Origin of the sequence: Corynebacterium sp. LK14 (assembly GCF_008042215.1) — a bacterium.
Taxonomy (GTDB): domain Bacteria; phylum Actinomycetota; class Actinomycetes; order Mycobacteriales; family Mycobacteriaceae; genus Corynebacterium; species Corynebacterium striatum.
The window spans coordinates 185,584-198,465 of sequence record NZ_NOVQ01000016.1 but is presented as its reverse complement, the minus strand read 5'-3'; the positions used below and the strand labels follow the sequence as shown (position 1 = coordinate 198,465).

Here is a 12,882-nt window from a genome sequence, read left to right as displayed (position 1 = left end):
TGGGCTATTTGATCTCCAGCAATGGGGCGCCCTTGTTGATCTGGGCGCCCTGCTCCACAGCGAGGCCGGTCACGGTACCGGACTTGTGGGCCTTGACTGGGTTTTCCATCTTCATGGCCTCGAGGATGAGCACGACGTCGCCTTCCGCGACCTCCTGGCCCTCCTCGACGTTGACCTTGATGACGGTGCCCTGCATCGGTGCCACGACGGCGTCGCCAGACGCAGCGGCCTTGGCGCCGCCACCGCGACGCTTCTTGGACTTCTTGCGCGGAGAACCGCCGCCGAAGATGAGGTTGGACGGCAGCGCAATCTCAATGCGGCGGCCAGCGACCTCAACCACGAACTTCTGGGCTGGGTCTGCATCGTCCTCAGCTGGAGCATCTGGGTCGACGTACGCAGGCAGCTCGCCCACCCACTCTTCTTCAATCCACTTGGTGTAGACATCGAAGGACCCGTTCTCAGCGGTAAACGCAGGGTCGCTCACGATGGCCTGGTGGAAAGGAATGACGGTCGGCAGGCCCTCGACGGTGTACTCCGTCAGGGCGCGGCGTGCACGCTGCAGCGCGGTCTCACGGTCTGGACCCCAGACGATGAGCTTGGCCAGCATGGAGTCGAACTGGCCACCGATGACGGAGCCTTCACGCACGCCGGAATCCACACGCACGCCTGGGCCTGCTGGCTCTGCATACTTGACGACGTTGCCCGGTGCCGGCATGAAGCCAGCCGCAGCGTCCTCGCCGTTGATGCGGAACTCGAATGCGTGGCCGCGCGGGGTTGGGTCCTCGGTGAAGGAAAGCTTGCCACCCTCTGCGATGTTGAACTGCTCGCGAACGAGGTCGAGGCCGGTGGTCTCCTCGGAAACCGGGTGCTCGACCTGCAGACGGGTATTGACCTCAAGGAAGGAGATGAGACCGTCGGAGCCAACGAGGTACTCGACGGTACCTGCGCCGTAGTAGCCTGCCTCGCGGCAAATGCGCTTAGCGGACTCGTGGATGGAAGCGCGCTGCTCGTCGGTGAGGAACGGCGCTGGTGCTTCCTCCACTAACTTCTGGAAGCGGCGCTGCAGGGAGCAGTCGCGGGTGCCCACGACGACGACGTTGCCGTGCTGGTCAGCTAGGACCTGGGCCTCAACGTGGCGAGCCTTGTCGAGGTAGCGCTCGACGAAGCATTCGCCGCGGCCGAATGCTGCGGTGGCCTCACGGGTAGCGGAGTCGAAGAGCTCTGCGACCTCGTCGCGGTTGTAGGCAACCTTCATACCGCGTCCGCCGCCGCCGAAGGCAGCCTTGATAGCGATGGGCAGGCCATGCTCGTCGGCGAAGGCCTCAACCTCGGCGGCATCCTTGACCGGGTCTGGGGTGCCTGGCGCCATTGGGGCGTCGGCGCGCTCGGCGATGTGGCGGGCAGTGACCTTGTCGCCCAAGTCGCGGATGGACTGTGGGGAAGGGCCGATCCAGATGAGGCCTGCGTCGATGACAGCCTGGGCGAAGTCGGCGTTCTCAGACAAGAAGCCGTAGCCCGGGTGAATGGCGTTGGCGCCGGATTTTGCTGCGGCGTCGAGAATCTTGTCAAAGACAAGGTAGGACTCGGCGGAATTTTGGCCGCCGAGGGCGAAAGCCTCGTCTGCCAAAACTACGAAAGGCGCGTCGGCGTCTGGCTCTGCATACACAGCGACGGAGGCGATGCCAGCGTCGCGCGCGGCGCGGATCACGCGGACTGCAATCTCACCGCGGTTAGCAACTAGCACCTTGGTGATCTTCTTGGTTTCAACTGCCACGGCAGAAACCCTCCTGATAAAACTCGAATTGGACTGTCCACTATTCTTGCACACAAAAACATGAGAAAACCGTCAGGTTCCGGTTTTGTTTCCAAAAATAATCCCGCACCAGCGTGGATGCGGGAAAATGCGGCGTGTTGAGTGCGCAAGTATGATGCTTCTCGCTATCGATTAACCTTCGATAGGCATGCGGATCATGTTGCCCCATTCGGCCCAGGAGCCGTCGTAGACCTTGGCGTCCTTGAACCCAAGGAGGAAGGTCAAGACAAACCAGGTGTGCGCAGCCTGTGCGCCGACGTGGGAGTAGAGGACGGTCTCGGAAGCAGGTTCCAGCTCGCCGTAGTTTACGTTGAGCTCGGAAAGCGCGCGGAAGCAGCCGTTGGGGTAGACCGCGCGGTCCCACTCTAGGTTCACGGCGCCTGGGATGTGGCCGTGGCGCATGGTGGTGCCGTATGCGGAGTCGCCGTTGGGGGACTCGTGGGTGGCCTCGCCAAAGAACTCCTCCGGCGTGCGGGTGTCTACGAGTTTTGCGGTCGTGCCGCGAACTTGGTCCACAAAGATGCGGTAAGTCTCGTCGTTGCGCTCTACCTCTGGGTAATCAGACTCTGGGAAGTCGGGAACCATAAAAGAGGTGTCGCGCTCTTCGGTAACCCAAGCATCGCGGCCACCGTCGAGGAGACGGACGTCCGGGTGGCCGTAAAGCTCAAATACCCACAGGGCATAGGCGGCCCACCAGTTGGCTTTGTCGCCGTAGATAACCACAGTGTCATCGCGCTTGATCCCTTTGTCGCGCATGAGCTGTGCGAAGCCTTCCGCGCTGACGATGTCGCGGGTAACGGGGTCCAGTAGCTCCGTCTGGAAGTTGATGCGGGAGGCGGTGGGTACGTGGCCGATGTCGTAGAGGAGGGAGTCCTCGTCAACCTCGATTACGCGTAGGCCTTTAATGCCTAGGCGGGCCGATAGCCAGGGTGCAGATACGAGACGCTCTGGGTGTGCATACTCTTGGAACGGAGGATTGGGATCGAACTCGGCCATGGTTCGCCTACCTTTCTATGAAGGGGATTTTGGTTAGGCATGTTTAGTCAAATCAACTTTAACGCGAAAACCTCTAGATTGGTCACCCAGTGTCCCTACTGTGTTGTTGGATACATTTTTGGTCTACTGTGCATAAGTCGAAACTGCTGGTTATAACAAGTGTGCAGGTCAAGCCCTAAAACGATTTCTGAGCGGCGAAAATGACCGGGGTTAAGGCGGGGTTAGCAAGCGAGCGCAGGGGCAAATACTGCGATATTTTTAAAACGTGGTGCGGTGCAGAACGCTGCATATTCACTCTCTAATTCTCGTTAAATATGGCGGGCCAGAGCAGTAGTGGCCCTGTGTGCCGGACCAATACCCACAAACCCCAAACGAAAGGGAATTGCTGTGCATAAGGCAATCGTCGTCTTCGAGGTCGAGGGCGGATCTGACAAGCAGCTCAACGGTCACCGCAAGGACACCTTGCCTATCGTCGACTCCATCAAGGAAGCTGGCTGGCACTCTGAGGTCGTGTTCTTCCGCCCAGAGTGGTCCGAGCGCATCTTCGAGTACGTCTCTGAGAACTTTGACGCTTACATCTCCCGCGTGAACCCAGGCAACATCCCGGGTGGCGAGAAGGGCTACTTCGACCTGCTGACCAAGCTCTCTGAGGCTGGCCTGGTAGGCATGTCCACTCCTTACGAGATGATGGCATATGGCGCAAAGGATGCGCTGGTCAAACTCAACGACACTGAACTAGTCCCAGCTGACACCGCCGCTTACTACGACGTTGAGTCTTTCCACAACACCTTCCCGACCTCCATCTCCTACGGTGAGCGCGTTCTTAAGCAGAACCGCGGCTCGACCGGTGAGGGCATCTGGCGCGTCCAGATTGAGGACAAGTCCCTTGAAGTAACTCCGGGCACCGCGCTTCCGCTGGACACCAAGCTCAAGTGCACCGAGGCTGTGGACAACCACACCGAGGTTCGTGAGCTCGGCGAGTTCATGGACTTCTGCGACCAGTACATCATCGGTGACAACGGCATGCTCGTCGATATGCGCTTCATGCCGCGCATCGTTGAGGGCGAGATCCGCATTCTTCTCGTTGGTCCGGATCCAGTATTCGTGGTCCACAAGAAGCCAGCTGAAGGCGGCGATAACTTCTCCGCTACCTTGTTCTCCGGTGCGAAGTACACCTACGACAAGCCAGAGGCTTGGCAGGGCTTGGTTGACATGTTCGCAGAGGTTCGCCCTGTCATCGCTGAGAAGCTCGGCGGCGACAACATTCCGCTTATCTGGACTGCTGACTTCATGCTTGCCGACGGCGAGAATGGCGAGGACACCTATGTTCTCGGCGAGATTAACTGCTCCTGCGTTGGCTTCACCTCTGAGCTCGACATGGGCATCCAGGAGAAGGTTGCAGCTGAGGCAATCAAGCGCGTGGAAGCAAAGCACGCTTAAGGTATAGCCATAAAATCAGCTTTATCTTCAATAACTCCGTAGTCTCCAACAGGGAGGGTGCGGGGTTATTTTTGTACTCATAACAAGGGGAGTGGTCCCCATTGGGCTGCCGATTGGTTTTATCTGTTGTATTTTCAAGTGTGCGTGATTTAAGACGCAGTTAAGTAATCGAAAGGAAAATCTCGCTTATGACCAATCCAGACCAGTACGGAGAAAAGAACTCCGAGCAGAACCCGCAGCATGCCGCCGAGGACTCATTTGGTTCCTCCTCCTTCGGCAATTCTGACTTTGGTAGCTCCGACTTAGGGCAGTCTGATTTTGGTGGTTCTTCCTTCGGAGCAGCTAGCTCTTTCGATTCTTCCGAAGCTTCCGGCGTACACCATGCAGAAGGCGAAGAGACCTTAAGCTTTGGAGAAAACTCCGTGGCTAACCACGCTTCTGATTCGGACTTCGGCGCTTCAGAGTTCGGTGGTTCGGACTTTGGTAGCAACAATGACTTTGGCGGCTCTGACTTCGGCAACAGCGACTTCGGCCAAGCTGATTTCTCCCAGGCAAGCTATGCAGGTTCTGATAACTCTGTAGCCGGCTCCTCGAATGCCGCTGGCTCCGCGGCAGAACCAGCGTCAAGCAATGGCTTCAATCAGGGTGGCTTCGGTCAGCCGGTCCCGCCTGCAGGCAACTTCAACCAGGGCGGCTTCAACCAGCAGTTCCAGAGCCAGCAGAACCAGCCGGGCCAGCCACAGCAGGGCTTTGGCGGATTCCCGCAGCAGGGGCAGCCGCAGCCAGGTCAGCCAGGCCAGCAGGCTTTTGGCGGCTATCCACAGCAGAACCACGGCGGCTTCAACCAGCCAGCACAGCAGGGCTTTGGCCCGTACCCTCAGGGCCTGCAGCAGGCACAGCCGCAGAAGGATAGCTTCTTCAAGTCCCTGTTTGACTTCAAGTTCTCCAGCTTCATCACCGTGAAGTTCGCTTCCGTCATCTACATCATCGCGATGATAGTCGGTGTCCTGTGGTGGCTCGGTGGCTTGCTCTTCGCAGTCATGGGCGGCTCCATCGGCGGCCTCGCTGGCTCGTTGTCCGGCAGCTCCTTCGGTGGCGGCATGGCAGTGATGATGATCTTCGGACACCTCATTTTCGGCACCCTGGGCTTGGTCCTTTACCTTATCCAGGTTCGCCTCGTTCTGGAGTTCTTCGTGGCAAACATCCAGACCACTGAGAACACCAAGAAGCTCGTTGAAAACGCTGAGGCGGACAAGTAAGGCTCTTTGAGTAACGAACACCAGAGTTCGTTGGTTTCCCACCTTCCCCCGGTTCTTCCTGCATAGGAACGAACCGGGGTTTGCTGTTTGGGCGTGCTTGGCAGCCAAGTTTGTATATCCTGCTTGGGATAACGGTGGTTACCGAATTGGAAAACCGAGGCTCCCATGACTGACTTTGAATCGATAGCCGGCGTCGGCAAGCGCGGGCTCGAGCGCCTGAATGCGGCGTTGCAGGAGCAGGGGATGGGCCTTCACGGAGCACCAGCCCCGGAGGACCGCAGCGCGACCTTCACTCGCGGACACACAGGCAAAAACTCCGAGCATATGGCAGGGGCCAAGATTTCTCTTTATGGGCTACCGCACGATGAGGATCTGCTGGAACGACTCGTTAAGCACACCGTGAGCAAGTCCTGCCTGTACATCAACAATCCAGAAGACGTAGACCTTAAGGTGCTCGAGGCGCTCATTCGGCGCGGCTGGGAATCCGCGCCCGCCGGCTGCTAGAAAGTTACTTTAGTCAAGGAGACGGGCGACGGAGTCTGGGTCGGCGTCGGAAAGCATCTGGCGGAGACGGTCGTACTCGTCCTCCTCACCAATGGCCTGCGCCGCGTGCGCGAGGGCAGCAATGGCGCGCAGGACGCCCTGGTTCGGCTCGTGCTCGAAAGGAACCGGACCCCAGCCCTTCCAGCCGTTGCCGCGCAGGCGGTCAAGGCTGCGGTGGTAGCCCGTGCGGGCATAGGCATAAGCGGTGATGTAGGCAGTAGGCATGGCCTCATCCTCGCGCAAGCGCGTGAGCTCCTGCTCGGCGAGCAAAGCCCACAGCAGCGGGGAGTTGGGGTATTCTACAATGCCAGCCTGCAGGTCAGCGGTGGAATCAGCGCCGGGATCAGCAGGCAGCTTGATGGGGGCGGGTGCGAGCATGTCTTTCATTTCCATGCCCGCTAGACTACCGCGCCCGCCGGACAATGGCAGCGGCCACGTCTTAAGGCTGGGCCCAGAAGTCTGAGACGCAGAGGTCAAAGGAGTACAAGGCACGGCGGACCACCGGCAGCGATAGCCCGATGACCGAGGAAGGATCGCCCTCGATGTGGTCAATGAACCAACCGCCGATTGCCTCCAAGGTGAAGGCGCCGGCGCATTCCAGAGGTTCACCAGTCGCGGCATAGGCGGCGATGTCGCGCTCGTTTGCCGCGGCGAAAAAGACGCTGGTGCGCGAGGTTTCAACGTGGCGCTTGTCGCCCTGGATGATGCAGTGTCCGGTGAGCAGCTCTGCACGGCGGCCAGCCTGGGAGCGCCAGCGTTCAATCGTGGCGTCGACAGTGTGTGGCTTGCCTTGGAGTACGCCGTCGAGAAGCAGCATGGAATCGCCCCCGATGACGACGTCCTGCGGGTACTCGGGCGCGATCTTTTCCGCTTTTGCGGTGGCCAATGCTGCGACGATATCGGCAGGAGCTGCGCCGCTTAGCGACGTCTCGATAGCCTCCTCATCCACGTGCGCGGGCGCCAAAACGGGCTCAACCCCGGCCCCACGCAGAATGGAAGCGCGGGACGGGGATTGAGAAGCGAGGACGATTCGCATCCTTCAAGCAGCCTTTAGTAGTAACGCACGTTGCGGAAGGCGGACGGGTTGAAGACGTCCTGTGCGCCGTATGCGTCGAAACGCTCGTCGAGGCGGCCCCACAGGTTGCGCTCGCCGGCGTCAGAACCGGCCTGCTTTGCGCGGGCATCAGCACTGAGCTGCGCTAGGACTGCGGTAAGTGCGGCAACCTCATCGTCGGAGGGGTTGCCCTTGAGTACACGAAATGTTGGTGCGGTCATGGATTCTCCTTTTAGAGGGTGATGTTACCGTGCTTCTTCGGGGCCTGGGCGACGATCTTGCGTTCCAGAAGTCGCAGGCCTTCGACGAGGTAGCCGCGGGTTGCGGAGGGTTCGATGACATTATCAACCAAACCGCGCTCGGCAGCGGCATAGGGGTGCAGGAACTGCTCGGCGAGCTCTGTTTCCTGCTCCGGGGTAGCTTCCTCGCCATAGATGGCCAGCGCAGCCTGGGATGCCTGGGTGACGGCGATTTCAGCGGTAGGCCATGCGTAGGCCAAGTCTGCGCCTAAGTCCTTGGAACCCATGAATACATAAGCCGGGCCGATTGCCTTGCGGGTGATAACGGTCAGCTTGCCCACGGTTGCCTCTGCGTAAGCGAAGGAAAGCTTCGAAGCGCGGCGTAGCAGGCCGGACTTCTCTTCTTCCGGAGTAGGGACGAAGCCAGGGGAATCGACGAACTCGATGACCGGGGTATTGAAGGCATCGCAGGCGCGGATGAAGCGGGCAGCCTTTTCGGAACCTGCTGAATCCAGTGCACCTGCTAGGGCCAGCGGCTGGTTAGCCACGATGCCGACTGGGCGGCCTTCGATGTATGCAAAGCCGGTGATGATGTTTTCGGCGGCGTCGGCCGCGAGCTCGAAGAAGGTGTCTTCGTCGACGACGGTGTTAATGACGTCGTGCATGTCGTAGGCCTCGGCAGCGGTATCCGGGATGATGGTGTCGAGCTTGTGGTCGCGGTCGCTGACGTTGTCCGCAATGGAGCCAGAGCTAATCTCAGCGGCAACGCGTGGGGCTTCGGCACGGTTGTTGGCCGGCAGGAATGCGAGCACGTCGCGGGCAAGGGCGACGGCCTCGGCGTCGGACTGCGCGACGAGGTGAGCGGTGCCAGCTGCAGCGTGCACGGCGGCGCCGCCGAAGGTTTCTGCTTCCGCGCCAGCGATGTGCGGCGCTGCCTGGTGGAGGGTAGCGCCCTGGGTAATGATGAGGACGTCGGAAAGCGTCGGTGCAAAAGCAGCGATGCCCTCGGTGTCACCTACAACGACACCGATCTGCGGAATGAGACCGGAGGCCTGGGTTACGCGTGCCATGATGCGGGCGTAGCCAGCCAGAGTGACGATGCCTTCTTGGACGCGCGGACCGGTGGAGTCATACAGGCCGATGATTGGGACACCGGTCTTGAGTGCGAGGTCGTAGACCTTGGTGAGCTTTTCTGCGTACGCCTCGCCGAGGGTGCCGTCGAATACAGTGGGGTCCTGGCTGAAGATGCAAACTTTGCGGCCGTCGACGGTGCCATAGCCGGTGACGACGCCGTCGGTGTACGGACGATCGTGCTCACGGCCGAAGTCGGTCGAGCGGTGGCGGGCGAGGGCATCGGTCTCGACGAAAGAACCCTCGTCGAGCAGCTTCTCGATGCGCTCGCGTGCGCTCAAGTTTCCTGCGGCATGGATTGCCTCGAGGGTCTCGGCGCCCATGGGAGTGCGCGACTCGCTGAGGCGGTTGTTGAGATCCTCGATCTTGCCAGCCGTGGTTTTCAGATCAGTCATAGGGACTAATTCTACAACCCGTCTTCTTAGAGCGGGATGTTGCCGTGCTTGCGTGCAGGGCGTGCCACATTCTTGTCGGCGTAGAGGCGCAAGTTCTTGGTGATGGCGCTGCGGGTCTCGGAGGGGAGAATCACGGCGTCGATAAGCCCGCGCTCAGCAGCCTTATATGGGTTGAGCATGTGGTCCTCGTACTCGCGCTCGAAGGACTTTGCCAATTCCTGCACGTCCAGGCCCTTCTCGTGGGCCTGCTTGAGCTCCTTGCGGTAGATAAAGCCCACGGCGCCGGCTGCGCCCATGACGGCAATCTGGGCGGTTGGCCACGCGAGGTTGACGTCTGCACCCAAGCCCTTGGAGCCCATGACGCAGTAGGCGCCGCCGTAGGCCTTGCGCATGGTCACCGTAATCTTCGGGACAGTGGCCTCACCGTAGGCGTAGAGCAGCTTGGCGCCGCGACGCAGAATGCCGTTGTGCTCCTGGGAAGCGCCCGGCAGGAAGCCTGGGACGTCGACAAGCATGACGATCGGAATGTTGAACGCGTCGCAAGTGCGCACGAAGCGTGCGGCCTTCTCAGAAGAGTCGATGTCGAGGCAGCCTGCGTAGACCTGTGGCTGGTTAGCCACGAAGCCAACCGTTTGGCCTTCGATGCGTCCGAATGCGATGACCACGTTCTCGGCGCGCTCAGCCTGGATCTCGAGGTACTCGCTGTCATCGGTGAGCGCTGCGATGACATCCTTTACATCATAAGGCTGGGTAGGGGAGTCAGGGATGATCTCGTCGAGCATGAGGTCGTCAGCGGTTTCCTCGCCGAGCTCTTCGAAAGGCTCAAAAGGAGCGCGCTGACGGTTGTTTGACGGGAGGTATCCCACGAGGTCGTGGACCCAGTCGAGGGCCTCTTCGTCGGAGGATGCGGTGTAGTGCGAGTTGCCGGCCGCGAGCATGTGGACGGACGCGCCACCGAGCTCTTCTTGGGTGATTTCCTCGCCGGTGACGGTCTTGATGACGTCGGGTCCGGTAACGAACATTTTGGACTTCTTGTCCACCATGACCACGAAGTCGGTGAGCGCCGGAGAATAGGCGTTGCCGCCTGCGCAGGCGCCCATGATGACGGAGATCTGTGGGACCACGCCGGAGGCCTTGGTGTTTTGGTAGAAGGTCTTGGCGATCCAGTCCAGGGACACGGCACCGTCTTGGATGCGGGCGCCTGCGCCCTCGTAGAGGCCGATGAGCGGGCGCCCGGTGGTGATGGCCAGCTCCATGATCTTGATCATCTTCTCGCCGTAGACCTCACCGAGGGCACCACCGAAGACAGTGCCGTCTTGGGAGAAGATGCAAACCTCGCGGCCGTCGATGGTTCCCCAGCCGGTGACGATTCCGTCGGTCACGGGCTTCTTGGCGGCCATACCGAAGTCGGTGGTGCGGTGTACTGCGAGCATGTCAGTTTCGACGAAGGAGCCTTCGTCGAGGAGGTAGTCCAGGCGGTCGCGTGCGGTGAGGCGGCCTTGATCGCGGACTTTCTGGTGGGCTTTTTCGCCCATGGGCGCAGCAGCTTGCTCGCGCCGGCGCTTTAGCTCAGCAATCTTGCCGGCCGTGGTGGTCGCGTTCATAGAATCAAGATCCGACAAATGTGAGGAAATGGTCATGTTTGGGGAGTTTAGGCAATTTTGCTTGAGTTTTACACCCTGTCGGGCCAGTGATTTCCCTCACAAAACTAGTTTGTGCAGTTAGGCGGCTTGCAGAATATGAGGAAACTCTCGCATTTGGAATTTTAACCCTTTGCTGGGCGGGGTATTTGCCTGGGGGTCTCAAATTCTTTAGGACACCACAAAAAGAAACGTGCCCTTTCTTCCGTGGGGAGTAGGGCACGTTAACGCTCAATGGAAAAAGGGGGGGTGCTGTCTTAGGCTGCGAGGCCGAAATCCATCAGGAATAGCTCAACTTCGTACAGCTCCTCCTCGCGAGGGGAGCGGTTATTTACCGCATTGAATGCGGCAACGATATTGTCGGTTGTTGCCGGGGTGGTTCCGCGGTCAACGAGCTCCTCAGTGACGAGCGCTTCCATTGGGGTTGCATCCAATGCGTCAAGGCCTGTGCCGGTGGCACTCTTGAATGTCGTAGTAAACGAGGAAATCAGTCCGTTAATGGTATTCATTGATGCTCACCTTCTTTCAGTCCGTGCAATGAATCAACGGCCGCTTAAGGTGGGTATAGAAAATGGTGGCCGAGCTGATGTTTCTAACATGGTACGCTCGGTCCGCTAAGTAATCAACCTGGAGTTACGCGTTTGTTAACTTTTTGTTAACTTAAGGCGTGGAGTGAAGCAGGCCCTAGTGCTTGCTGGACAAGCCGGGGAACAGCTCCAATCCGAAGTAGTGGTTGATGGAATCCTTGGCAATCCAGGAGATGGCAACCAGGATGATGACGCCCAGTACGGCGTACACGGTCCATCCCAAGATCTTCATCTGAGTGGAAGCTTCGGTATCGCCCACGATAACGCCCTCGTTGTTGCGAATCGGGTCACCGGTCATGCAACGCATGCCCAGAGCGAAAAGGAGCGGGATACCAGCGCCGAAGGCGAGCGCCAAACCAGCGACGCGAGAAATAGCGACGAGAATTTCCATTGCGGTCATGGCGTTGTCCTACTTTCCTTTAACGGTGGTGGTGTGAGCGGCGCTGTAGGCATCGTTGATCACGCCGTGTGCGGCATTGGCAGCACCTGGTGCGTTGCCAGTGGTGACACCTGCGGCGACCTTCTCGTGTGCCTGCAAGGAGGAGTCGACGGTCTCTGCGTCAGCGTCCCAATCGTCGTTGACATTGGAAGCATCAACCGGGTTGCGGCGAGCACGCATCAGGATGACGGCGACCATGGCCAGCAGGATGATGGCGTCGACGATAGCGCCGGTGAGAGTGTTGGTAGCACCACTAACGAGGTGAGCAATCCACCAGGTGACGAAGCCAACCGCCGCGGCGCAAGGAAGGGTGATGAGCCATGCGGCAACCATACGCATTGCGACGCCCCAGCGAACCTGGGCGCCTTTCTTGCCCAGGCCGGTACCGAGGATGGAACCGGTGGAAACGTGGGTGGTGGACAGTGCCATACCGCCAGCGGCGGAGGTGAGGATGATGGCTGCGGAGGAAGCCTCAGCTGCCATGCCCTGTGGGGACTCAATCTCAACGAGGCCCTTGCCCAGGGTACGGATGACGCGCCAGCCGCCGGACAAGGTGCCGGCTGCGATGGCCACAGCACAAGCAACGATGACCCAGGTCGGGATGCGCTGGTCGGAGGTTGCCTCACCGGCTGCAACGAGGGCGAGGAAGATGACACCCATGGTCTTCTGGGCGTCGCCAGCGCCGTGTGCCAGGGAAACCAGGCAGGCGGTGACAATCTGGCCGTGGCGGAAGTGTCCGTTCTTTACGCGCTCCGGAATGGTGTTGGTGACCCAGTAGACCAACGCGGTACCGCAGGCGGAAACCATCGCTGCGATGAAAGGGGAGGCGATAGCCGGGATGATGATCTTGCCGGCGATGGAGGACCAAGCGACGCCCCCGGTTCCCAGCGCTGCGAAAGCGGCTCCGATGAGGCCGCCGAACAGTGCGTGGGAGGAAGAGGACGGCATGCCCAGGAGCCAGGTGAACAGGTTCCAGAAGATGCCGCCGATGAGGCCGGTGAAAACGACCATGAGGAGGGCTTCGCCGTCGGCGCCTACGGAGAGGTCGTAGGAGTCGAGGTTCACGATACCCTTGGCCACGGTTGCGGCCACGTGGACCGACAGGAATGCACCGATGAGGTTGAGAGCTGCGGAGATTGCAACTGCGGTGAAGGGCTTCAGCGCACCGGTGGCGATGGAGGTTGCCATTGCGTTGGCGGTGTCGTGGAAACCGTTGGTGAAGTCAAAGGCGAGGGCAGTGACGACCACAATTGCCAAGATGGTCAGTGTCGCTGTCACAATCGCGACCCCTTTCAAGATTCTGTTGAGGGATTTGAGACGGGTTAAGACTTTGCTTTGAAAATTAA

Annotated in this window: 13 protein-coding genes; 3 read left to right on the top strand and 10 right to left on the bottom strand. The window is 59.8% G+C overall.

All coding sequences use genetic code 11. The annotated features are described in order from the left end of the window. Nucleotides 1–4: 4 nt before the first annotated feature. On the bottom strand, nucleotides 5–1,774 hold the full coding sequence (locus tag CHU71_RS10235) for an acetyl/propionyl/methylcrotonyl-CoA carboxylase subunit alpha (RefSeq protein ID WP_147760993.1): 1,770 nt from the start codon (nucleotides 1,772–1,774) through the stop codon (nucleotides 5–7). Nucleotides 1,775–1,945: 171 nt separating this feature from the next. Beyond that, a complete protein-coding gene (locus tag CHU71_RS10230) occupies nucleotides 1,946–2,809 on the bottom strand; it encodes a sulfurtransferase (protein ID WP_005528012.1) in 864 nt (287 codons plus the stop codon). Nucleotides 2,810–3,196: 387 nt separating this feature from the next. On the opposite strand from CHU71_RS10230, the gene CHU71_RS10225 reads away from it, so the two are divergent. The 3 genes from CHU71_RS10225 to CHU71_RS10215 all read left to right on the top strand — a co-directional run bounded on the left by CHU71_RS10225 (nucleotide 3,197) and on the right by CHU71_RS10215 (nucleotide 6,012). Continuing rightward, on the top strand, nucleotides 3,197–4,249 hold the full coding sequence (locus CHU71_RS10225) for a Cj0069 family protein (protein ID WP_046646533.1): 1,053 nt from the start codon (nucleotides 3,197–3,199) through the stop codon (nucleotides 4,247–4,249). A gap of 188 nt (nucleotides 4,250–4,437) precedes the next feature. Further along, entirely contained in the window at nucleotides 4,438–5,508 is a 1,071-nt protein-coding gene (locus CHU71_RS10220; protein ID WP_147760992.1) for a DUF4282 domain-containing protein, read from the top strand. Between the two features lie 165 nt (nucleotides 5,509–5,673). Then, nucleotides 5,674–6,012 (top strand): DUF1801 domain-containing protein, encoded by a 339-nt coding sequence (locus CHU71_RS10215; protein ID WP_147760991.1) that lies wholly within the window; start codon nucleotides 5,674–5,676, stop codon nucleotides 6,010–6,012. Nucleotides 6,013–6,021: 9 nt separating this feature from the next. On the opposite strand, the gene CHU71_RS10210 is transcribed toward CHU71_RS10215, so the two are convergent. The 8 genes from CHU71_RS10210 to CHU71_RS10175 form a co-directional block, all read right to left on the bottom strand. Further along, nucleotides 6,022–6,444, bottom strand: a complete 423-nt coding sequence (locus tag CHU71_RS10210; protein ID WP_005528018.1) for a DUF3151 domain-containing protein — start codon at nucleotides 6,442–6,444, stop codon at nucleotides 6,022–6,024. A gap of 46 nt (nucleotides 6,445–6,490) precedes the next feature. Beyond that, entirely contained in the window at nucleotides 6,491–7,087 is a 597-nt protein-coding gene (locus CHU71_RS10205; RefSeq protein WP_046646531.1) for a nucleoside triphosphate pyrophosphatase, read from the bottom strand. Nucleotides 7,088–7,101: 14 nt separating this feature from the next. Next, nucleotides 7,102–7,326, bottom strand: coding sequence for an acyl-CoA carboxylase subunit epsilon (locus tag CHU71_RS10200; protein ID WP_005528020.1), 225 nt, complete (start codon nucleotides 7,324–7,326; stop codon nucleotides 7,102–7,104). An 11-nt stretch (nucleotides 7,327–7,337) separates the two neighbouring features. Beyond that, the gene (locus CHU71_RS10195) at nucleotides 7,338–8,870 is read right to left on the bottom strand and encodes an acyl-CoA carboxylase subunit beta (RefSeq protein ID WP_147760990.1); all 1,533 of its coding nucleotides are present in this window, start codon (nucleotides 8,868–8,870) and stop codon (nucleotides 7,338–7,340) included. Nucleotides 8,871–8,896: 26 nt separating this feature from the next. Further along, nucleotides 8,897–10,510 (bottom strand): acyl-CoA carboxylase subunit beta, encoded by a 1,614-nt coding sequence (locus CHU71_RS10190; protein WP_147760989.1) that lies wholly within the window; start codon nucleotides 10,508–10,510, stop codon nucleotides 8,897–8,899. A 257-nt stretch (nucleotides 10,511–10,767) separates the two neighbouring features. After that, a complete protein-coding gene (locus CHU71_RS10185; RefSeq protein ID WP_070420857.1) occupies nucleotides 10,768–11,019 on the bottom strand; it encodes a hypothetical protein in 252 nt (83 codons plus the stop codon). Between the two features lie 175 nt (nucleotides 11,020–11,194). Further along, nucleotides 11,195–11,497: a hypothetical protein gene (locus CHU71_RS10180; protein ID WP_046646527.1), complete on the bottom strand. Its 303-nt coding sequence runs from the start codon at nucleotides 11,495–11,497 to the stop codon at nucleotides 11,195–11,197. 9 nt (nucleotides 11,498–11,506) lie between these two features. Further along, a complete protein-coding gene (locus CHU71_RS10175; protein WP_147760988.1) occupies nucleotides 11,507–12,814 on the bottom strand; it encodes an inorganic phosphate transporter in 1,308 nt (435 codons plus the stop codon). Nucleotides 12,815–12,882: the final 68 nt, after the last annotated feature.

What these genes read in the sequence shown, in the direction of transcription:
- CHU71_RS10230 (WP_005528012.1), bottom strand. Translation starts at nt 2,809, where the DNA reads ATGGCCGAGTTCGATCCCAATCCTCCGTTCCAAGAGTATGCACACCCA.
- CHU71_RS10220 (WP_147760992.1), top strand. Translation starts at nt 4,438, where the DNA reads ATGACCAATCCAGACCAGTACGGAGAAAAGAACTCCGAGCAGAACCCG.
- CHU71_RS10215 (WP_147760991.1), top strand. Translation starts at nt 5,674, where the DNA reads ATGACTGACTTTGAATCGATAGCCGGCGTCGGCAAGCGCGGGCTCGAG.
- CHU71_RS10210 (WP_005528018.1), bottom strand. Translation starts at nt 6,444, where the DNA reads ATGGAAATGAAAGACATGCTCGCACCCGCCCCCATCAAGCTGCCTGCT.
- CHU71_RS10205 (WP_046646531.1), bottom strand. Translation starts at nt 7,087, where the DNA reads ATGCGAATCGTCCTCGCTTCTCAATCCCCGTCCCGCGCTTCCATTCTG.
- CHU71_RS10200 (WP_005528020.1), bottom strand. Translation starts at nt 7,326, where the DNA reads ATGACCGCACCAACATTTCGTGTACTCAAGGGCAACCCCTCCGACGAT.
- CHU71_RS10195 (WP_147760990.1), bottom strand. Translation starts at nt 8,870, where the DNA reads ATGACTGATCTGAAAACCACGGCTGGCAAGATCGAGGATCTCAACAAC.
- CHU71_RS10190 (WP_147760989.1), bottom strand. Translation starts at nt 10,510, where the DNA reads ATGACCATTTCCTCACATTTGTCGGATCTTGATTCTATGAACGCGACC.
- CHU71_RS10185 (WP_070420857.1), bottom strand. Translation starts at nt 11,019, where the DNA reads ATGAATACCATTAACGGACTGATTTCCTCGTTTACTACGACATTCAAG.
- CHU71_RS10180 (WP_046646527.1), bottom strand. Translation starts at nt 11,497, where the DNA reads ATGACCGCAATGGAAATTCTCGTCGCTATTTCTCGCGTCGCTGGTTTG.